Raw genomic sequence first — 19,509 nt, 5'->3', positions numbered from 1 at the left:
GGCTTTACAGATTCGCTTAAAAATGTCACGCTGATGACCGATTGCGGTGCGGTCCCACTGCAGCCGCTCAGCCCCGTTACGCACTGAGGATGATGCGATGACGACGTCGACCGTGATTAGCGTTGCGTCAAAGCCCCGTTCACGCCGAAGCGAAGACGCCCGGCAAAGCCCGAAGTATCGGCTTGATGTTCTGGCGTCCGACGTTGTCGACGTGGTGTGCTCGGCCGGCGGTTGGTTGTTCGACCGGGTGATGGCCGGATGGGAGGTCAATGTCCTGTTGCCGCAGAACCAGGACGTTCGGCCACTGCAAATCCTGGGGGTGCGCTGCTTGGATCTGCACACTGAGCTGAGCACACCACTGGCCGGATCGGGGCTGGCGGTCAGCGCCGGGGCCTTGGCGGTGGACTCGCGCATTCGGGACGCGGTGCTCGAGGCACTGGACCACAGTCTGACCGACGTCACGTTGTGGGGTGACGATTGGCCGTTGGCGGTCGATCGTCGGACAGCTGCCGCACAGCACGTGCTCAGCGCGGCCGCACGGTCTTTCAAACGCCACGCGCTCGCGGCGGCCGGGACGGCGTTGCCGGTCGGCCCCACCGAGAGCTTGCGCAGCCACCTCAAAACGTGTTCGCCGGTCGGTTCGGAACTGATCCTGGTCGATTGATGCGCACGTACCACAACCACACGCTGCTCTATCTGCACGAGACCATCGCATTGGGCTGCGGGCGCAGCGACCGCTTCGCCGAGGTGTTCACCGACAGCTACCAGCCGATGATGACCGACCTCGGCGCCCGGCTGTTCGGGATGTGGGAAACCAGCACCTACAACGGTCACTGGCCGCAGGTCACCGTGATCTGGGAAATCGACACGTTCGCCGACTACGCGCGCATCGGCGCTGCGCAGGCGCGCGGCGGCAGCCACGAGGCGCAGGCGGCCAAGTGGTCGGCATTCCTGTCGGAGATCGCAGCGTCAGGGGAGGGCCGGATCATGTATCCGGGGCCCAGCAACAAGACGCTCACCCAGCTGCGCGAGGCGAACTTCGATGCGACCGTGGTGATCCAGGAGATCATGCAAACCAAACCCGGACGTCAGGACGACTACATCCGTGAGCTGGAACGGCTGTACGTGCCGTGGTCGGAGCGGACCGGAAAGCGCTGGCTCGGCTCGTTCACCACCACCTTCCGCTACAACGAGGTCATTCATTATTGGGCGCTGGATGGCGGCTGGGAATGCTTCGCCGAGCACTACCCGTCCTGGAAGGAGAACCCGCCCGCCGAGATCGTCACCTGGATGAGTGTGGCCCCCGCGTTGCGCGACGGTTGGGAAGACTCGATCCTGCAGGCGCTACCGCCGTCGCCGCTGCAATGACTGCGGCACAGAGCTTTACCTACGACCCGTTCGATCCGGCGGTGATGGACGATCCGCTGCCGTACTACTGGGAGCTGCGGAATCACCACCCGCTCTACTACATTCCCAAGTGGGACACCTACGCTGTTTCGCGGTTCGAGGACATCTGGCGGGTATTGGAAGTCAACGACGGAACCTTCGTCGCTTCTGAGGGAACCCTGCCCGCTGCAACGGTTTTGGCAAACCACAACGACGGACCGGTGCCTGACCCGCCGTTACATCCGCTGCCGTTTCACGCCATGTTCGACGCGCCGATCTACGACGGCATCCGCCGGGCGCACGGACGGCCGCTGCGCCCGCGATCGGTGACCCAGTACGAAGCGCGAATCCGTGAGCTGGCCAACCAGCGGCTGGATGAGTTGCTACCGCGTGGACGCCTAGATCTGACCCAGGACTACGGCGGCATTGTGGCCGCCGCGATGGTGTGCGACTTGCTGGGCCTGCCAACAGATCTGGCGGCAGACATACTCGCCGCGGTCAATGCCGGCAGCCTGCCCCAGCCCGAGGCCGGAGTCGACACCGCAACGGCTCGCCCCGGTTATCTGGAATACCTCACTCCCGTCGTCAAGCGCCGGCGTGCGAGCTCGTCCGACGGTGAGCTACCGGTCGTCGACGGGTTGTTCGACTACCGACTGCCCGACGGCAGCGCACTCGACGACGTCGAGGCGGCGACCCAGTTGCTGTGCGTGTTGATCGGCGGGACGGAGACCGTGCCCAAAATCGTCGCCCATGGACTGTGGGAACTCGGCCAGCACCCGGCTCAATTGGCGGCCGTGCGGGCGGATCCGGAAAACAACGTGCCTGTGGTGCGTGATGAGATGGTCCGCTATTGCGCACCGGCGCAATGGTTTGCGCGGACCGCACGAAAACCGTTCACGATGCACGGCACCACACTCCGGCCGGGACAGCGGATCATCACATTGCTAGCGTCGGCCAACCGCGACGAACGCGAATATCCGCAGCCCGACGAGTTCATCTGGAACAGGCCCATCAAACGATCGCTGGCTTTTGGGCGCGGTCAGCACTTTTGCCTGGGCTATCACCTCGCCCGCCTCGAGATCGAGATCCTGGTGCACGAGTGGCTGCGGCGAGTGCCCGACTACCGGATCATCAGCGAAGCCGCATTCCGGCCGGCGTCCAGCTTCCAGTGGGGCTGGAGCAGCGTCCCGGTGGAGGTCTGACGTGTGGTCCTACCGAATCGTCGCTCCCTATCAGTTCGAGCGGACCGCCATCGACGACAAGACCCCGGAGTGCCTTGGTGATCGCCAGGTGTTGCTGCGGTTCTTGGCAGCCGGAGTCTGCGGCAGCGATCTGCCGGCGTTTCGCGGTGTGCGGGGCCGGCTTCCGGGAGACGACGGCCGCAGCGGCGCCGAAAAAGACGGCTACCCGATCCACGAAGTCGTCGGCGAGGTGATCGCCAGCCGCCACCCCGAGCACCGGCCCGGGGACCGGCTGGTGGGTTGGGCGTCCGGGTTCGACGGATTGATGGAACGGGTGGTCAGCGACGGCGACGGCCTCGCCCCGTACGACCCGGCGCTGACACCGCAACAAGCGATCGGCCTGCAGCCGTTGGCGTGTGTGCTCTACGCCGTCGAGCAGCTGCCCGCACTGGACGGTCGCACCGTCGCAATCCTGGGGCAGGGATCGATCGGACTGCTGTTCTCCTATGTGGCCAAGGCGGCGGGCGCCCGGCACGTCACCGGCGTGGACCCCATCGACCGGGCCGGCGTGGCAGCAGCATTCGGCGTCGACACCATGGTGCGCGCCACCAGCGACCGGTGGGTCAGCCAGCTGGCCCGAAATGACCGGGCCGACATCGTCATCGAAGCCGTCGGCCATCAAGTCGCCACCCTCAGTCACGCCATCGACGCCGCCGCGCCGGGCGGCACGATCTGCTATTTCGGCGTCGCCGACGACGAGAGCTATCCGATCAGCATGCGCACCATGCTGCGCAACAACCTGACGCTGAAATCCGGTGTCACCTTGGAACGCCGGCGGGTTTTGGACCTCGCCAACAAGTTCGCCGCCGAGCATCCCGAACTGCTCACGACCTATCTCACCCACACCTTCGACATAGCCCATGTCCAGGACGCTTTCGAGCTGGCCTGTCGCCCGGCCCCGGAGCGCGTCAAGATTGCGATCGCAGGTTCGACATGACCGGAAGCCGGCTGCGACAGGCGTTAAACGAGAAAACTCCGCTGTGGGGCGGCTGGGTCACCGGGCCGACACTGATCGGGCCCGAGGAATTCGCCCGCGCCGGCTACGATTACGTCGGTCTCGACACTCAGCACAGCTACCTCGGCGATGCTGACGTCGCCGCGATGTTGCGCCGCCTGGAGCATGTGCCGATCGCCACGGTGGTGCGAGTGCCCTCGGCCGACCCGGCACCGATCGGGCGAGTGCTCGACGCCGGTGCCGACGCTGTCGTCATCGCGATGATCGAATCGGCCGACCAGGCCGCCGCCGCCGTTGCCGCTACCCGATACCCCCCATCGGGAGTGCGCAGCTTCGGACCGTTGCGGCCGAGCCTGGGCCGCGACACTGCCGAGTTAGAGTCCCGGGCAAGCGTATTCGCGATGATTGAAACTGCGGCAGCACTGGCGGACCTGCAGCGGATCTGCGCTGTCCCAGGGCTTACCGGTATTTACGTCGGACCCGCCGACCTCGCGTTATCCATGGGCGTGCCGGTCGCGGCAGCATATAGCCATCCAGACGTGCGCGAGGCGATGGCCACGATTCATCGCGCGGCCTCGACGGCGGGCCTGGTCACTGGAGTGCACGCCGGAAGCGGGACGACGGGCCGCGTCATGGCCGAACTGGAATTTCACATGATCACCTTGATGTCGGAATCCCAAGCCTTGCGGTGCGGTGCACTCCAGCATCTTCACGAGGCAACGTCGCCATGACAACGGACGACCGCGTCGCCGTGGTCACCGGCGCCGCCCGCGGACAGGGCCGGGCCATCGTGGAACGACTGCGCGCCGACGGGTTTCGCGTCGCGGCCGCTGACATCAGCGCCCCGGAACTGATCGCCGCCGTCGACGCGATGCACGACGACGCGGTGATCGCGGTTGCGCTCGACGTGACGTCGGCGTCTCAATGGGGCGAGGCTGTCGCCACGGTCGTCGATCGGTTCGGGGCGTTGAGCGTGTTGGTCAACAATGCGGGCGTGCTGCACCGGGCGGCCATCGACGAGGAATCTGTCGAGGGGTTCGAAACCGCTTGGCGGGTCAATTGTCTGGGCGCATTCCTGGGTATCCGCGCCGCGCTCGATCAATTGCGGACCGCAAAAGACGCGGCCATCGTCAACACTTGCAGTACCGGCGCGATCCGGGCCTTTCCGCGACACGCCGCATACGGCTCCTCGAAGTGGGCACTGCGCGGGCTTACCCAAACCGCGGCGGCCGAACTGGCCGCATCGGGTATCCGGGTCAACGCGGTGTTTCCCGGACCGATCGCGACGCCGATGCTCGACGATGTCACTCAAGCACGGTTAGTGGCAACGTCGGTGTCCGGCCGTATCGGGCAGCCGACCGAAGTCGCCGACGCGGTCGCCTTTTTGGTGTCGGAGAAGGCGTCGTTCATCACCGGCGCCGAACTCGTCGTCGACGGTGGGCAATGCCTCGCAATTCAATGACTGTCGGCATCATCGGGGCCGGGCCAGGCGGGTTGGCTTTGGGAATATTACTGGCCCGCGCCGGCTTTCACGACTTCGCCATCTTCGACCGCGAGGACGGCGTCGGGGGAACATGGCGAATCAACACCTATCCGGGGCTGGCCTGTGACGTGAAGTCACATCTGTACTCCTACTCGTTCGCGCTGAACCCACACTGGTCCCGGCTGTGGTCCGGCCAGCCGGAGATCCTGGCGTACTTCGAACACTGCGCCAAACACTATGACCTGAACCGGCATTTGCAGCTGGGCACCGAGATACGTTCGGCACAGTGGAACCCGAATTCACAGCAGTGGCGGTTGACCACCACGACCGGCGAGCACCATTGCTTCGACATGGTGGTCTCGGCTGTCGGACTGTTCACCCGCGCGGTACTGCCCGACCTTGTCGAGGAGCAGCCGTTCACCGGAACGGTGCTGCACTCGTCTCGGTGGGACCATTCCGTCGACCTCGAGAACGCGCGCATCGCCGTCCTGGGAACCGGATCGACCGCCGCGCAGCTGGTGCCGGAGCTGGCCAAGGTCGCCGCCAAGGTCTATTCGGTGCAACGCTCGGCGACCTGGATACTGCCTAAGCCGGATCGTCCGTACAGCCCGAGGGAGCGTTGGGTATTCGCCCACATCCCGATGGCGAAGAGGCTGTACCGCACCCGGTTATGGCTACGCAGCGAGGCGAACATCTCCGTGATCGAGCATGGCAGCGACAAGACCCGGGAATTCACCGACATCGCCTTGCGTCTGCTGGAAAAGACGATCGACGACGAACAATTGCGCCGCAGGTTGACTCCTGACCACCCAATGGGCTGCAAGCGACTGGTCTTCTCGTCGGACTACCTGGCGGCGCTGGGCCGGCCCAATGTCGAGGTCCTCGACAGCCCGGCGCGGTTTCTGCGGGCCCGGTCTCTGGTGACCGAGGACGGCACCGAACGCGACGTCGATGTGGTGGTGTGCGCCACCGGCTACGCCGCCGCCGACTATCTCGGCGAGATCGACGTGGTCGGCGAGGGCGGGAGAACGTTGCGTGACGTCTGGCGCGACGGAGCCCACGCCTATCTGGGCATGGCAGTACCGGGATTTCCCAACTTCTTCACGCTGTACGGCCCCAACACCAACGTCGGGTCGAACAGCGTGATCTTTGTGCTGGAAGCGCAGGCGCGCTACATCGTGCGGGTGCTGAAATATCTGCGGCGCAAACGTAAGTCGTACGTGTCGGTGCAGCCCGCCGCGATGGTCCGGTTTCTGGCCAAGATCGACCAATGGATGCAGGGCACTGTCTGGACCACCCGGTGCAGCAACTACTTTCGCGCGCCCAACGGACGCGTCGTCACGCAGTGGCCGCGCAGCGCGCGCGCCTTTTGGGGAATGACACGGCGATTCAAGCCCGCCGATTTCACCTTTGACCCGGTACCTGCCGTCAAGCCAACCGCCCACCTAGGAAGCGGCTAGCGGTGGAGCGACTCGACCCGGTCGTGCGTGCGGTCGCGACAACACGCACAGATCTGTCACTGGACATGATTGGCCCGACCCGCGAGTCGCTCAACCAGCGCCGCAGTCTGGCGGCGACAGACACCGACCTCACCGGGCTGGCAGTCAGCACCGAGACCGCCGGGTCGGTGCCGGTGCGGATCTATCGCGGCGGGCCGTCGCCGGCGCCTGCCGTCGTCTACTGTCACGCCGGAGCGTTCGTCCTGGGCAACCTTGACATCGATCACCGCCAGTGCGTCGAGCTGGCCCGTCGCGGATATTGCACGGTGATATCCGTTGACTACCGGCTCGCGCCCGAAAACCCTTATCCGGCTGGGCTCGACGATGCCGTCGCGGCCCTGCGTTGGGTGTGCACCAATGCGAGGCACCTCGATATCGACGCGTCCCGGCTGGCCGTCGCCGGCAGCAGCGCCGGCGCCGCGTTGGCAGCGTGTCTCGCGCAACGCGCGGCCCCTGGTGTGGTGTTTCAGCTGCTGCATCAGCCGGTGCTCGACGACCGGAACACCGCGTCGAAAACCGAATTCACGGCCACCCCGGCGTTCGACGGCCCCGCCGCCACCCTGATGTGGCGGTATTACCTGGGCGACGCGCGCGCATCCGCAGCTGCGGTGCCGGCACGGCGCACCTCAGTGGCCGGATTGCCGCCGGCGTTCATCAGCTGCGCGGAAATCGACCCGCTTCGCGACGAAGCACTTGACTACGCGGCGCGACTGTTGCGCGCGGGCATCGCCACCGAAGTGCATCTTTTTCCCGGCACCTGCCATGGCTTCGATTCGCTGCTGCCCGACTGGGAAATCTCGCAGCAGCTCTTCGAGTTGCAGGGCCGGGCGCTGCAGCGGATCTTCTACGGGCCGGCGTCGAAAGCGATGAGCTGACGCACGGCGGTGCCGTCAGCGAGTCGATCCATCGCGACATTGATGTCGTCGAGCGAGATCGTCGACGACACCAAGGACTCCACCGGCAGCCGGCCCGCGCGCCACAGTTCGACGAACCGCGGGATATCCCGCGCAGGTACCGCCGAACCCAGGTAGCTGCCGATCAGGGAGCGGCCTTCGGCGACAAAACCCAACGGCGACACGCTGATTCGGGCATCCGGGGGCGGCAGGCCCACGGTGATCGTCCGGCCGCCCGGCGAGGTCAACTCGATCGCCGTCTGCAACGCGGCGGGGTGGCCGGCGGCCTCGATGACGATGGGCGCCTTGACGCCGGCATCGGCGGCCGCCTGCGGCGTGTACATCTCGTGTGCCCCGAGACTGCTTGCGGCCGTGAGCTTCTCGGGTAGCTGGTCAACGGCGACGACGCGGACGTCGTGGTAGGCCAGCGCGGTCAGCACGGCAGCCATGCCGACGCCGCCCAGTCCGACGACGGCCACCGTCTGACCTGGCCGTGGCTTGCCGACGTTGAGCACCGCACCTCCACCGGTCAGCACCGCACACCCCAGCAGCGCCGCCACAGCAGGCGGAACATCGGGTGAGACGGGAACGACACTGGCGCGGTGCACGACGGCATGGGTGGCAAAACCTGACACGCCAAGGTGGTGGTACACCGGCCGGCTGTCGCGGCTCAGCCGCATCCCGCCGCCCAGCAACGTGCCGGCGGTGTTGGCAGCGCTGCCCGGCTCGCACGGCGTCAATCCTTCGGTGGCGCAGGCCGCGCAGTGGCCGCAGCGCGGCAGAAATGCCATCACTACCCGCTGACCAATGCTCAGGTCTGCGACATCCGCACCGATTCGTTCGACGATTCCGGCCGCTTCGTGACCCAACAGCATCGGCACCGGTCGGACCCGGTTGCCGTTGACTACCGACAGGTCGGAGTGGCATACGCCGGCAGCTTCGATACGGACCTGCAGCTCACCGGCTTCCGGGCCCGCCAAGTCAAGATCGTCGACGCTGATCGGCCGCGATTGCGCGTAGGGCCGAGGGGATCCGATGCGCTCCAGCACGGCGCCTCGAATGTGGAGCATGTTCGAATACAACCATGACGGTGTTTTCTGAGGGGCCGCCCGCCCCGGACGGACTCACTAGCCGCGACTTTCCGGTGCATTGGCCGGTCCACACTCGATGGGCCGACAACGACATGTTCGGTCACCTCAACAATGCGGTGTACTACCAACTTTTCGATACCGCGATCAACGGCTGGATCAATACCAGCGTCGGCGTCGATCCGCTCACCATGCCGTTGCTGGGCATCGTCGCCGAATCGGGTTGTCGCTACTTCTCCGAGTTACGTTTCCCGGAGCGCCTGATCGTCGGCCTGGCGGTCACTCGGCTGGGACGCAGCAGCGTCACCTATCGGCTGGGGGTTTTCCGCGCCGCCGACGACGAGCCGCAGGCGATCACCGCACTTGGACACTGGGTCCACGTCTACGTCGATCGCGTCAGCCGCAAAGCGCAACCGATTCCCGAGGGTATTCGTGCGCTGCTGTCGACGGCCTGTGTCGACTCTTAGCGTCGGCGCCGTGACGCAGAAGTGAGGGCTGTGGATCCGGCCGAAATCACGACCATGGCTTCTGTTTCGCGTCAGATAACCTAGCCCGATGCCGATCGTGAGCAAGACCGTCGAGGTCGCGGCCGACGCGGCTTCGATCATGGCCATCGTCGCCGACTTCGAGTCGTATCCGCAATGGAACGAAGAGATCAAAGGTCTTTGGGTGCTGGCCCGCTACGACGACGGCCGGCCGAGCCAGCTGCGGCTCGACACCGCCGTGCAGGGCATCGAGGGCACCTATATCCAGGCGGTGTACTACCCGAGCCCGACCCAGATCCAGACCGTGATGCAGCAGGGCGACCTGTTCAAAAAGCAGGAGCAGTTGTTCAGCGTGGTGGAGATGGGTGCGACGTCGCTGCTGACCGTGGACATGGATGTCGAGCCCGCGATGCCGGTACCCGCGCCGATGGTCAAGAAGATGATCAACAACGCACTGGACTACCTGGCGGACAACCTCAAGCAGCGCGCCGAGCAACCAACCAACTCATAACCGTTGGCTGTTCGCCGTGACGGCCGATGCGGATGGGGTGTTTAGCCCCAGATTCCGCTGCGGTCCAGCTTTTCGGTCAGGCGACGTGCGCCGTCGGCGAACTGCCAAGCGGTGTGTTCGACGACGGCGTCGACGTCGCGGCCGCGCAGTGCGGCGATCAGCTGCCGGTGGTTATCGACGGCGGCCCTGCCCCAGTCCCCGTCCGCGGCGTAGACCAGCAACGGCATATACCTTGCGACGTGCAGCAGAAACCAGGCCAGCTTGATCCGTCCGGTGGCGTGGTTGAAGGTCCGGTGAAACGCGAACTCCAGCGCCGCAACCGCCTCGGTGTCGGTGGTCGCCACCGCTGCCGAGAGCGCTTCGTTGACGCGCTCGAGTTCATCGATGTCGGCATCGGTGATGTTTTCGGTGGCTGTCGTGGCCAACTCCCGGGCGATGGTGGCTTGCAGCCAGAAAATGTCGTCGACGTCCTGCCGGGTGAGCGGCAGCACGACGTGACCACGGTGCGGCTCGAGTTGCACCATGCCCTCGCCGCGCAGTTTCAGTAGCGCCTCGCGCACCGGCGTAACGCTGACTCCGAGTTTGGCCGCGGTCTCATCGAGTCGAATGAACGTCCCCGGCGGCAGTGCACCGGACATGATCGCCGCCCGCAAGTGGCCCGCCACCTCGTCGGATAGCTGCGCGCGGCGCAGCGGAAGCCGGCTGCGACGCTGCATAGGAGTCGGTGCGTTCACGGGCCCTTTCGTATTGTCATCGGGACTTGTCTTCGCGGCGCGAAGACCATAGTGTGACCCAGACAACACTATGTTTTATCAAATATCAACTTCATGGCGTACGTGCGACGAAGGGATTCACTAGTTGACCGCGCAGCTCTCCGGCGAGCAGACCACCGCCACCGACCAGCCGTATCGCGCCCGACGGCAGAACTGGGTGAACCAACTCGAACGGCATGCATTGATGCAGCCCGGTGCGACGGCATTGAGGTTCCTGGGCAACACCATCACGTGGGCCGAACTCCTGCACCGGGTCACCGCGTTGGCCGATGCGTTGAGCCGCCGCGGGGTGGGCTTCGGGGACCGGGTGATGATCTTGATGCTGAACCGGACCGAGTTTGTCGAGTCGGTGCTGGCCGCCAACATGCTCGGCGCGATCGCGGTTCCGGTGAACTTCCGGCTCACGCCGCCCGAGATTGCATTTCTTGTCGAGGACTGCGAGGCGCGGGTGATCATCACCGAACCCGTGCTGGCCGCGGTGGCGACCGGCGTCGCAAACCTCACCCCGGTGCTCGGCAAGATCATCGTCGCCGGCGGTGCGAGCGAAGAAGGCGTGCAGGGGTACGAAGAACTGATCGCCGAGTCCGGCGATAGCAACCAACCGGTGGACATCCCCAATGACTCGCCGGCGCTGATCATGTACACCTCGGGCACCACCGGGCGGCCGAAGGGCGCGGTACTTACGCACACCAATCTCACCGGTCAAACAATGACCGGGTTGTACACCCACGGCGTAGACGCCGACGACGTCGGCTTCATCGGCGTCCCGTTCTTTCACATCGCCGGGGTAGGCAACATGCTGACCGGGATGCTGCTGGGGATTCCGACGGTGATCCACCCGTTAGGCGCATTCGATCCCGGTCAGTTGCTCGACGTACTGGCCGCCGAACGAGTCACCGGCATCTTTTTGGTGCCGGCCCAATGGCAGGCGGTATGTGCTGCGCAACAAGCCAATCCCCGTGACGTTCGGTTGCGGGTCATTTCGTGGGGCGCGGCGCCGGCATCCGACACGCTGCTGCGGCAGATGTCGGAAACCTTTCCGGGAGCGCAGATATTGGCTGCGTTCGGACAGACCGAGATGTCGCCGGTCACCTGCATGTTGCTCGGCGAAGACGCGATCCGTAAGCGTGGATCGGTCGGCAAGGTGATCCCCACCGTCGCTGCCCGGGTGGTCGACGACGACATGAACGACGTGCCCGTCGGCCAGGTCGGCGAAATCGTCTACCGCGCACCGACCTTGATGAGCGGCTACTGGAACAACCCCGAAGCTACCGCCGAAGCGTTTGCCGGAGGCTGGTTCCATTCGGGTGACCTGGTTCGGATGGACGAAGACGGCTACGTGTGGGTCGTCGACCGCAAGAAGGACATGATCATCTCCGGCGGGGAGAACATCTACTGCGCCGAAGTGGAAAACGTGCTCGCTGCCCACCCGGGCATCGTCGAGGTCGCCATCATCGGCCGCACGCACGAAAAGTGGGGCGAAGTACCGATTGCCGTGGCGGCGGTGTCCCAGACCGACCTGCGCCTAGCAGATCTCGACGAATTCCTCACCGAACGACTCGCGCGCTATAAGCACCCCAAAGGGCTCGAGATCGTCGACGCGCTGCCCCGCAACCCGGCCGGAAAGGTTCTCAAAACCGAACTGCGCACTCGCTACGGCGCGCCGAACCCTCCCGAAAGCGCGTCTGTGTCAAGCGATCCTGGGGCCGAGGCAGCAGGCTGACATAACGAAAACACTCCAGGTGAGACTGACAAAGGGTCAATAGTGCAGATGCGGTGCCAGCAGAGCGAGCCATCGGGTATGGTCCTGTGGTCTCTCTTACTACCTGCCAGTAGGGAGACGGCGGTCACACCCGCGAATACAGGGCGAGGAGGACGCGTGCGACACGATCCGCTGTTGCGCCGCGAGGCACGAGGCTCCATCGCAAGGGGGCTCCGGTGACGTCGACGCAGCCACGGCTAACCGATTACGTCCGCGACCAACTAGGTCCGCCGCTGGTCCTCGTCGGCGGCTTCTTCCGGATGTGCGTGCTGACCGGTAAGGCGTTGTTCCGCTGGCCGTTCGAATGGCGCGAGTTCATCCAGCAGTGCTGGTTCATCATCAGGGTCGCATTTCTGCCGACCATGGCGGTCTCGATACCGGTGACGGTGCTGTTCGTCTTCACGTTCAACATCCTGCTGATCCAGGTGGGCGCCGCCGACATCTCGGGTGCGGGCGCGGGGGTCGCTGTGGTCACCCAGATCGGGCCGATCGTGACGGTACTGGTGGTCGCCGGAGCGGCGGCCACAGCCATCTGTGCCGACCTGGGTGCACGCACCATCCGCGAGGAAATCGACGCGATGGAGGTGCTCGGCATCGACCCCATTCACCGGTTGGTGCTGCCCCGGGTTGTCGCCTGCGCCTTGGTCGCGATGTTGCTCAACGCCTTGGTGAGCATGGTGGGATTGGTGGGCGGCTTCATTTTCGGCGTCTACCTCCAGAACGTGTCCGGCGGCGCCTACCTCGCCACGTTGACCCTGATCACCGGGCTGCCCGAAGTGGTCATCGCGACAATCAAAGCCTTGACATTCGGACTGATCGCCGGCCTGGTTGGCTGCTACCGAGGGCTGACCACCAGCGGCGGTTCCAAGGGTCTGGGCACCGCCGTCAACGAGACCGTGGTGCTGTGTGTGGTCGCGCTGTACGCGGTCAACGTGATTCTGACTGCCATCGGTGTGAAGTTCGGAACGGCGGCCCGGATATGACGATGGCCCAAGTACTACGTGCCCGCTTCCCGCGGGCAGCCGGCAGTCTTCGTCGTTACGGCGGCGCTGCGGGCCGACCGCTCGAAGAAGCCGGGAAGATGGGCTGGTTCGCGCTGATCGGCGGCCGCGACATGCTGTGGGCGGTGACCCGTTACCGCACGGAAATCGTACGGCTGGTCGCCCAACTCGGCATGGGCACCGGTGCCATGGCCGTCGTCGGCGGCACCGCCGTGATCATCGCCTTTGTGACACTGTCCTCTGGCTCCCTGGTCGCCCTTCAGGGTTTTTCGGCGCTAAGCCAGATCGGTATCCAGACGCTGCTCGGGTTCGTCGCGGCGCTGATCAACGTTCGCCTCGTTGCCCCGGTCGTCTCCGGCGTCGTGCTTGCGGCCACCGTCGGCGCCGGTGCTACCGCGGAATTGGGCGCCATGCGGATCAGCGAAGAGATCGACGCACTGGAAGTGATGGGCATCAAGTCGATGGCGTATCTGGTGTCCACCCGGGCGCTGGCCGGACTGGTGGTGATCATCCCGCTCTACGCACTGGGGCTGATCACGTCGTTCCTGGCGCCGCAAGTTGTCACCACGGTGTTCTTCGGTCAGCCTTCCGGCACCTACGAGCATTATTTCCGGACGTTCCTGCGCCCCGACGACGTGTTTTGGTCATTCGCGGAGGTCATCATCATGGCCGGCATCGTGATGCTGACCCATTGTTACTACGGGTACACCGCAAGCGGCGGCCCGGTCGGTGTCGGTGAAGCTGTCGGCCGATCGATGCGTTTCTCGCTGGTGTCGGTGAACGTCATTGTCCTGCTGGCCGAGATGATGCTCTACGGCGTCGATCCCAACTTCGCTTTCACGGTGTAGCGGCCATGACATATCCACAGTCGAAAGAAAACAAGCCACCGTTCCAGCCGTACCGGACGGCCGGGGTGGTGGTCGCATTGGTCGGTGCGCTGGTGCTGTGGGTGGTGTACCTGCAGTACAAGGGCGATTTCACGCCGAAGACCCAGCTGACGATGCTGGCTTCACGGGCGGGTTTGGTGATGGACCCCGGCTCGAAGGTCACCTACAACGGCGTGCAGATCGGCCGGGTGGCGAGCATTTCCGAGGTGCAGAAGGACGGCAAGCCGGCGGCCAAGTTCGCTTTGGACGTGTATCCCCGCTATCTCAAGCTGATCCCGGCCAATGTGGACGCCAAAATCGTGGCGACCACACTGTTCGGGGGCAAGTACGTATCGTTCACCTCGCCGAAAGACCCGTCGAAGAAACGGATCTCGCCGCACACCACGATCGACGCGACACATGTCACGACAGAGATCAACACGGTGTTCCAGACGATCACTTCGATCACCGAAAAGGTGGATCCGGTCAAATTGAATCTGACGCTGAGCGCGGCCGCGGATGCGTTGAGCGGGTTGGGCGACAAGTTCGGACAGTCGATCGTCAACGGCAACGCCATCCTCGATGACGTCAATCCGCGAATGCCGACTATCCGTCACGACATTCAGGCACTGGCCGCTCTGGGCGATACCTACGCCAACGCAGCGCCAGACCTGCTGGAGTTCCTCAACAACGGGGCCACCACGGCACGCACACTGCACAGCCATGAAAAGGAACTGGATCAAGCGTTGTTGGCGGCGACCGGATTCGGCAACACCGGCGCCGACATCTTCGAGCGCGGCGGGCCGTATTTGGCCCGCGGCGCCGCCGATCTGGTGCCCACTGCCCAGCTGCTGCACACCTACGCGCCGGCGCTGTACTGCACCGCCCGCAACGTCGACGAGGCCGAACCGAAGATCGCCGCGGGTACGGGCGGCTTTGGCGGCTACGAACTGCGAACCCAACTCACGTTCCTGGGCGGGGCGGGACTGCTCGCGTCTCTCCCGGGGATCGGCATCACAGCGGGCACGATGGGACTCGCGGGGTTAGCCGGACTCGTCGGCGGCGCGCCGAATCCTTATATCTACCCGGAGAATCTGCCGCGGACCAACGCTCGCGGCGGGCCCGGCGGGGCGCCGGGGTGCTGGCAGCAGATCACCCGCGAGCTGTGGCCGACCCCGTATCTGGTGACGGACACCGGCGCCAGCCTGGCGCCGTACAACCACGTAGACGTCGGCTCACCGTACGCCATCGAGTACGTCTGGGGCCGCCAAGTAGGGGACAACACGATCAACCCATGAGTATCAGAGGCACTGTCATCAAGCTCGGCGCCGTCGGGGTGGTGCTGCTGCTCTTCACGGCACTGCTCGTCGTGGTGTTCGGTCAGATGCGGTTCGACCGGACCAATGGCTACTCCGCGGAGTTCAGCAATGCCAGCGGGTTGCGGAACGGCCAGTTCGTCCGCGCCGCCGGGGTGGAGATCGGCAAGGTCAAAAAGATCAAGCTGGTCGACAACGGCCGGCGGGTGCGGGTGGACTTCGACATCGACCGCTCGGTGCCGCTGTATCAGTCGACGACCGCCCAGATTCGCTACCTCAACCTGATCGGTGACCGCTACCTGGAACTCAAACGCGGTGAGGGCGAGGGCGCGGACCGGGTTCTCCCGCCCGGTGGTTTCATCCCCCTGTCGCGCACGCATCCGGCCCTGGATCTCGACGCGTTGATCGGCGGTTTCAAGCCGCTGTTTCGGGCGCTGGACCCGGAAAAGGTCAATAACATCGCGTCGGCCATCATCACCGTCTTCCAGGGCCAAGGCGGCACCATCAACGACATCCTCGACCAGACCGCGCAGCTGACCTCCCACATCGCCGAGCGTGACCAGGCGATCGGCGAGGTGGTCAAGAACCTGAACATCGTGCTGGACACCACAGTCAGGCACCGCAAGGAGTTCGACCAGACCGTCGACAACTTCGAGAAACTGATTACCGGGCTGAACAACCACGCCGATCCGCTGGCCGCAAACACCGCGAGCATCAGCAATGCCGCCGGAACGGTGGCCGACTTGCTGGCCGACAACCGGGCCCTGCTGCACGACACCCTGAACTACCTGGACCCGATCCAGCAAGCCATCATCGATCGGCGCGACCAGTACGACGACCTACTCCACCGGGCACCGACCGGAATAAACATCGTGGACCGCGCGATCGCCAGCTACGGAGACTGGATTAACTTCTACCTCTGCGACTTCACGCTGAAGACCAACGGACTGCAGCCCAACGGGCCGGTCCGCACGGTCAGGATTTTCCAGCAGCCGACAGGTAGGTGCACGCCGCAATGAGAACGCTGGAACCTCCCAACCGCCTCCGGATTGGACTCATGGGCATCATCGTGGTGGTGCTCGCCACCGCCGTCGGTCAAAGCCTCACCAGCGTGCCGATGCTGTTCGCCAAGCCGAGTTACTACGCACAGTTCCCGGACAGCGGTCAACTGCACAAGGGCGACAGGGTGCGCATCGCCGGCATGAACGTCGGCGACGTACAAGGGATCGAGATCGACGGCGACCGCGTCGTGATCAAGTTCACGACCGGGGCCAACACCATCGGCACCGAGAGCCGGCTGGCGATCAAGACCGACACCATCCTGGGTCGGAAGGTGCTCGAGATCGAGCCGCGCGGCACCCAGACACTGCGGGCGAACGCCACGCTGCCGCTGGGGCAAAGCACCACCCCGTATCAGGTTTACGACGCGTTCTTCGACGTCACCAGGGCCGCCGAGGGCTGGGACGTCGACACCGTCAAACAATCGCTGCATGTGTTGACGGAGACCGTCGATGAGACCTACCCGCACCTGAGCGACGCGCTCAAAGGGGTGGAGAAATTCTCCGACACCATCGGCAAGCGCGACGAGCAGATCACGCACTTACTCGCGCAGGCCAACCAGATCGCCAGCGTGCTGGGTGATCGCAGCGAACAGGTCGACCGGCTGTTCGTCAACGCCAACACGCTGCTGGCCGCGTTCAACGAGCGCAGCCGGGCAATCAGCGCGCTGCTGGGTAATGTGTCTGCGTTCTCGACCCAGGTGCAGGGGCTCATCAACGACAACCCCAACCTGAACCACGTGCTGGAGCAATTGCGTAGCGTCAGCGACCTGCTGATGGCCCGCAAGGAGGACTTGGTTCAAACGGTCTCCATGCTCTCCACTCACGTCACCGCCCTCAACGAAACTGTCGCGTCGGGACCGTACTTCAAGGTATCGCTGGAACAGTTTTTGCTGACGCCGTACCAGGTCCTGCAGCCGTGGGTGGATGCGGCGTTCAAGAAGCGCGGCATCGATCCCGAGGAATTCTGGCGCAACGCGGGCCTGCCGGCGTTCCGGTTCCCCGACCCCAACGGCACCCGATTCCCCAACGGTGCGCCACCCCCGGCGCCACCGGTGCTGGAGGGCATCCCGGATCATCCGGGACCGGCGGTTGCGCCGGGATCGCCGTGCTCGTACACGCCGACGCCGGACCTGCTGCCGCGGCCGTGGAACCCGATGCCGTGTGCGGGCCTCGACCAAGCGCTGGGGCCGTACGGGCCTAATGGGCCGTATCCGGTGTTGCCCGATGTCCTCTCGTCACCGCCGAACTCCAACGGCCTGCCGCCGACACCGGGAATCCCGATCGGCGGGCGACCGGGCGATGCGCCTCCGGACGTTCCCGGCACCCCGGTGCCGATCGCGCCGGGACCGCCCGGGTCGCGCAGTGAGCCGCTGGGGCCGGCCGGTCCGCCCCCACCGCCGTCGACATTCGCGCCCGGGCTGCCACCCGGACCCGCAGCGCCACCCGGACCAGGACAACAGCTGCCAGCTCCGTTCATCCCGCCCGGCGTGGGGGGAAGCCAGCCCGGCGGAGGCGGAGGCAGCCTAGGGGGGAGTAGCCCGCCACCATGAGCACCATTTTTGATATCCGCAACCTGCGGCTGCCCAAGCTGTCACGGGCGTCGGTGATCATCGGCTCGCTCGTGATTGTGCTTGCCCTGGTCGTCGGCTTCGTTGGGATTCAGCTCTACAAGAAGTTGGTCAACAACACCGTGGTGGCCTACTTCCCGGAAGCCAACGCGCTCTATTCCGGGGACGAAGTCCGGATCATGGGCGTGAAGGTGGGTGCGATCGACAAGGTCGAGCCGGCCGGCGACAAGATGAAGGTGACCTTCCACTACTCCAATAAGTACAAGGTGCCGGCCAACGCGCAGGCGTCGATCCTCAACCCCACCCTGGTGGCGGCCCGGAACATCCAATTGGATCCACCGTATCGGGGTGGTCCGGTGATGGGCGATAACGCGGTGATCCCGATCGAGCGCACCCAGGTGCCGACCGAGTGGGACGCGCTGCGCAATAGCGTCACCAACATCATCGACAAATTCGGGCCCACCAAGGAGCAGCCCAAGGGACCGTTCGGTGAGGTCATCGAGTCGTTCGCCGACGGGCTGTCCCGCAAGGGCAAGCAACTCAACGCCACGCTGGACAGCCTCTCGCGGTCGTTGACCGCGCTCAACGAGGGCCGCGGCGACTTTTTCGCCGTGGTGCGCAGTCTGGCGCTGTTCGTCAACGCGCTGCACGAGGACGACCAGAAGTTCGTTGCGCTCAACACCAACCTGGCCAAATTCACCAACAGCCTGACCGGCTCCGACCGGGACCTGGCCAACGCAATACAGCAGTTCGACGGTTTGCTCACGACTCTTCGCCCGTTCCTCGCCAAGAACCGTGAGGTGCTGACGCACGACGTCAACAACCTCGCCGACGTGACCAACGCGCTGCTCCAACCCGAACCATTGGACGCTTTGGAAACCTTGTTGCACGTATTGCCGACGGCACTGGCGAATGGGGTTAACATTTACCACCCGGCACAGGGCGCCGTCGTGGCCCAGCCGGTGTCACTCCTCGGTGCCATCGGCTTCGCGAACCCAATGCAGTTGATCTGCAGTACGATCCAGGCGGGCAGCCGGCTGGGCTACCAGGAATCTGCCGAAATCTGTGCCCAGTACCTGGCGCCGATTCTCGATGCGATCAAGTTCAACTACATACCGTTCGGGTTGAACCCGTTCACCACCGCCGCGACGCTACCCAAGCAGGTCGCCTACTCCGAGCCGCGGCTGCAACCACCGCCCGGCTACAAGGACACCACCGTCCCCGGGATCTGGGTGCCCGACACAGCACTCTCGCACCGCAACACCCAGCACGGGTGGATCACGGCGCCCGGGATGCAGGGCGTACAGGTAGGCCCGATCACGGAGGGCCTGCTGACCCCGGAATCGCTGGCCGAACTGATGGGTGGCCCGGACATCGAACCCGTTGAATCGCAGTATCAAACCCCGCCTGGGCCGCCGAACGCGTACAACGAGGAGCCCGGCCCACTGCCGTATATCGGGCAGCCCGGCAATCCGCAACCGATCTCGCCGCCGCCGCCCGGACCGGACGTGGTGCCCGGTCCCGTCGCCCCGACGCCGGCGCCGGTGTCGGGGCCGGGACCCGCAGGACCGCCGCTGCCCGCTGAGGCGGCCGCATCGACAGGAGGCGGTCAGTGAATCGG

19 protein-coding genes are annotated in these 19,509 nt (G+C 65.0%); 17 read left to right on the top strand and 2 right to left on the bottom strand.

Annotation, left to right across the window (positions count from 1 at the left end; genetic code table 11):
- The first annotated feature begins 97 nt into the window (after window positions 1-97).
- Genes AC5Y5W_RS10930 through AC5Y5W_RS10895 form a run of 8 tightly spaced genes read left to right on the top strand, consistent with a single transcriptional unit; the run spans window position 98 to window position 7,439 of the window.
- The gene (locus AC5Y5W_RS10930; protein WP_499900118.1) at window positions 98-664 is read left to right on the top strand and encodes a hypothetical protein; all 567 of its coding nucleotides are present in this window, start codon (window positions 98-100) and stop codon (window positions 662-664) included.
- The gene (locus AC5Y5W_RS10925) at window positions 664-1,368 is read left to right on the top strand and encodes an NIPSNAP family protein (RefSeq protein ID WP_499900119.1); all 705 of its coding nucleotides are present in this window, start codon (window positions 664-666) and stop codon (window positions 1,366-1,368) included. The genes AC5Y5W_RS10930 and AC5Y5W_RS10925 overlap by 1 nt, the downstream gene beginning before the upstream one ends.
- Window positions 1,365-2,588, top strand: a complete 1,224-nt coding sequence (locus AC5Y5W_RS10920) for a cytochrome P450 (RefSeq protein WP_499900120.1) — start codon at window positions 1,365-1,367, stop codon at window positions 2,586-2,588. The genes AC5Y5W_RS10925 and AC5Y5W_RS10920 overlap by 4 nt, the downstream gene beginning before the upstream one ends.
- A 1-nt stretch (window position 2,589) precedes the next feature.
- Window positions 2,590-3,564, top strand: coding sequence for a zinc-binding dehydrogenase (locus AC5Y5W_RS10915; protein ID WP_499900121.1), 975 nt, complete (start codon window positions 2,590-2,592; stop codon window positions 3,562-3,564).
- Window positions 3,561-4,313 (top strand): HpcH/HpaI aldolase family protein, encoded by a 753-nt coding sequence (locus tag AC5Y5W_RS10910; protein WP_499900122.1) that lies wholly within the window; start codon window positions 3,561-3,563, stop codon window positions 4,311-4,313. The genes AC5Y5W_RS10915 and AC5Y5W_RS10910 overlap by 4 nt, the downstream gene beginning before the upstream one ends.
- Window positions 4,310-5,044 carry an SDR family NAD(P)-dependent oxidoreductase gene (locus AC5Y5W_RS10905; RefSeq protein ID WP_499900123.1) on the top strand — a complete coding sequence of 245 codons (735 nt, stop codon included), beginning with the start codon at window positions 4,310-4,312 and terminating at the stop codon, window positions 5,042-5,044. The genes AC5Y5W_RS10910 and AC5Y5W_RS10905 overlap by 4 nt, the downstream gene beginning before the upstream one ends.
- Entirely contained in the window at window positions 5,026-6,525 is a 1,500-nt protein-coding gene (locus tag AC5Y5W_RS10900; RefSeq protein WP_499900124.1) for a flavin-containing monooxygenase, read from the top strand. The genes AC5Y5W_RS10905 and AC5Y5W_RS10900 overlap by 19 nt, the downstream gene beginning before the upstream one ends.
- 2 nt (window positions 6,526-6,527) lie before the next feature.
- Window positions 6,528-7,439: an alpha/beta hydrolase gene (locus tag AC5Y5W_RS10895; protein WP_499900125.1), complete on the top strand. Its 912-nt coding sequence runs from the start codon at window positions 6,528-6,530 to the stop codon at window positions 7,437-7,439.
- Here AC5Y5W_RS10895 and AC5Y5W_RS10890 read toward each other — a convergent pair.
- The gene (locus AC5Y5W_RS10890) at window positions 7,409-8,527 is read right to left on the bottom strand and encodes an alcohol dehydrogenase catalytic domain-containing protein (protein ID WP_499900126.1); all 1,119 of its coding nucleotides are present in this window, start codon (window positions 8,525-8,527) and stop codon (window positions 7,409-7,411) included. The genes AC5Y5W_RS10895 and AC5Y5W_RS10890 overlap by 31 nt on opposite strands.
- Before the next feature lie 14 nt (window positions 8,528-8,541).
- On the opposite strand from AC5Y5W_RS10890, the gene AC5Y5W_RS10885 reads away from it, so the two are divergent.
- Window positions 8,542-9,012 carry an acyl-CoA thioesterase gene (locus AC5Y5W_RS10885; protein WP_499900127.1) on the top strand — a complete coding sequence of 157 codons (471 nt, stop codon included), beginning with the start codon at window positions 8,542-8,544 and terminating at the stop codon, window positions 9,010-9,012.
- 88 nt (window positions 9,013-9,100) lie between these two features.
- On the top strand, window positions 9,101-9,541 hold the full coding sequence (locus tag AC5Y5W_RS10880; protein WP_499887937.1) for an SRPBCC family protein: 441 nt from the start codon (window positions 9,101-9,103) through the stop codon (window positions 9,539-9,541).
- A 41-nt stretch (window positions 9,542-9,582) separates the two neighbouring features.
- Here AC5Y5W_RS10880 and AC5Y5W_RS10875 read toward each other — a convergent pair whose 3' ends face one another.
- On the bottom strand, window positions 9,583-10,275 hold the full coding sequence (locus AC5Y5W_RS10875) for a GntR family transcriptional regulator (protein ID WP_499887935.1): 693 nt from the start codon (window positions 10,273-10,275) through the stop codon (window positions 9,583-9,585).
- A 124-nt stretch (window positions 10,276-10,399) separates the two neighbouring features.
- Between AC5Y5W_RS10875 and fadD5 the strand changes: the two genes are divergently transcribed.
- The 7 genes from fadD5 (at window position 10,400) to AC5Y5W_RS10840 (ending at window position 19,504) form a co-directional block, all read left to right on the top strand.
- Window positions 10,400-12,037 (top strand): fatty-acid--CoA ligase FadD5, encoded by a 1,638-nt coding sequence (fadD5, locus tag AC5Y5W_RS10870; RefSeq protein ID WP_499887933.1) that lies wholly within the window; start codon window positions 10,400-10,402, stop codon window positions 12,035-12,037.
- Window positions 12,038-12,252: 215 nt separating this feature from the next.
- Window positions 12,253-13,059 carry an MlaE family ABC transporter permease gene (locus AC5Y5W_RS10865; RefSeq protein ID WP_499887932.1) on the top strand — a complete coding sequence of 269 codons (807 nt, stop codon included), beginning with the start codon at window positions 12,253-12,255 and terminating at the stop codon, window positions 13,057-13,059.
- Entirely contained in the window at window positions 13,056-13,925 is an 870-nt protein-coding gene (locus AC5Y5W_RS10860; protein ID WP_499887930.1) for an ABC transporter permease, read from the top strand. The genes AC5Y5W_RS10865 and AC5Y5W_RS10860 overlap by 4 nt, the downstream gene beginning before the upstream one ends.
- A gap of 5 nt (window positions 13,926-13,930) precedes the next feature.
- Entirely contained in the window at window positions 13,931-15,241 is a 1,311-nt protein-coding gene (locus AC5Y5W_RS10855; RefSeq protein WP_499887928.1) for an MCE family protein, read from the top strand.
- On the top strand, window positions 15,238-16,278 hold the full coding sequence (locus AC5Y5W_RS10850) for a virulence factor Mce family protein (protein WP_499887926.1): 1,041 nt from the start codon (window positions 15,238-15,240) through the stop codon (window positions 16,276-16,278). Before AC5Y5W_RS10855 ends, AC5Y5W_RS10850 begins: the two co-directional genes overlap by 4 nt.
- Entirely contained in the window at window positions 16,275-17,870 is a 1,596-nt protein-coding gene (locus tag AC5Y5W_RS10845) for a virulence factor Mce family protein (protein ID WP_499887924.1), read from the top strand. The genes AC5Y5W_RS10850 and AC5Y5W_RS10845 overlap by 4 nt, the downstream gene beginning before the upstream one ends.
- Complete coding sequence (locus AC5Y5W_RS10840; RefSeq protein WP_499887922.1) at window positions 17,867-19,504, top strand: virulence factor Mce family protein; 1,638 nt, start codon at window positions 17,867-17,869, stop codon at window positions 19,502-19,504. The genes AC5Y5W_RS10845 and AC5Y5W_RS10840 overlap by 4 nt, the downstream gene beginning before the upstream one ends.
- The last annotated feature ends 5 nt before the right edge of the window (window positions 19,505-19,509 follow it).

It is taken from the genome of Mycobacterium sp. NGS51 (assembly GCF_059812525.1).
Note: the sequence above shows the minus strand (reverse complement) of the source record. Positions and strands in the feature narration are given on the sequence as shown.

Bases quoted from the DNA above. Each gene is read 5' to 3' on its own strand.
- AC5Y5W_RS10910 (WP_499900122.1), top strand. From the start codon at position 3,561: ATGACCGGAAGCCGGCTGCGACAGGCGTTAAACGAGAAAACTCCGCTG.
- AC5Y5W_RS10890 (WP_499900126.1), bottom strand. From the start codon at position 8,527: ATGCTCCACATTCGAGGCGCCGTGCTGGAGCGCATCGGATCCCCTCGG.
- AC5Y5W_RS10855 (WP_499887928.1), top strand. From the start codon at position 13,931: ATGACATATCCACAGTCGAAAGAAAACAAGCCACCGTTCCAGCCGTAC.
- AC5Y5W_RS10930 (WP_499900118.1), top strand. From the start codon at position 98: ATGACGACGTCGACCGTGATTAGCGTTGCGTCAAAGCCCCGTTCACGC.
- AC5Y5W_RS10840 (WP_499887922.1), top strand. From the start codon at position 17,867: ATGAGCACCATTTTTGATATCCGCAACCTGCGGCTGCCCAAGCTGTCA.
- AC5Y5W_RS10920 (WP_499900120.1), top strand. From the start codon at position 1,365: ATGACTGCGGCACAGAGCTTTACCTACGACCCGTTCGATCCGGCGGTG.
- AC5Y5W_RS10880 (WP_499887937.1), top strand. From the start codon at position 9,101: ATGCCGATCGTGAGCAAGACCGTCGAGGTCGCGGCCGACGCGGCTTCG.
- AC5Y5W_RS10860 (WP_499887930.1), top strand. From the start codon at position 13,056: ATGACGATGGCCCAAGTACTACGTGCCCGCTTCCCGCGGGCAGCCGGC.
- AC5Y5W_RS10850 (WP_499887926.1), top strand. From the start codon at position 15,238: ATGAGTATCAGAGGCACTGTCATCAAGCTCGGCGCCGTCGGGGTGGTG.
- AC5Y5W_RS10900 (WP_499900124.1), top strand. From the start codon at position 5,026: ATGCCTCGCAATTCAATGACTGTCGGCATCATCGGGGCCGGGCCAGGC.
- AC5Y5W_RS10925 (WP_499900119.1), top strand. From the start codon at position 664: ATGCGCACGTACCACAACCACACGCTGCTCTATCTGCACGAGACCATC.
- AC5Y5W_RS10905 (WP_499900123.1), top strand. From the start codon at position 4,310: ATGACAACGGACGACCGCGTCGCCGTGGTCACCGGCGCCGCCCGCGGA.
- AC5Y5W_RS10845 (WP_499887924.1), top strand. From the start codon at position 16,275: ATGAGAACGCTGGAACCTCCCAACCGCCTCCGGATTGGACTCATGGGC.
- AC5Y5W_RS10885 (WP_499900127.1), top strand. From the start codon at position 8,542: ATGACGGTGTTTTCTGAGGGGCCGCCCGCCCCGGACGGACTCACTAGC.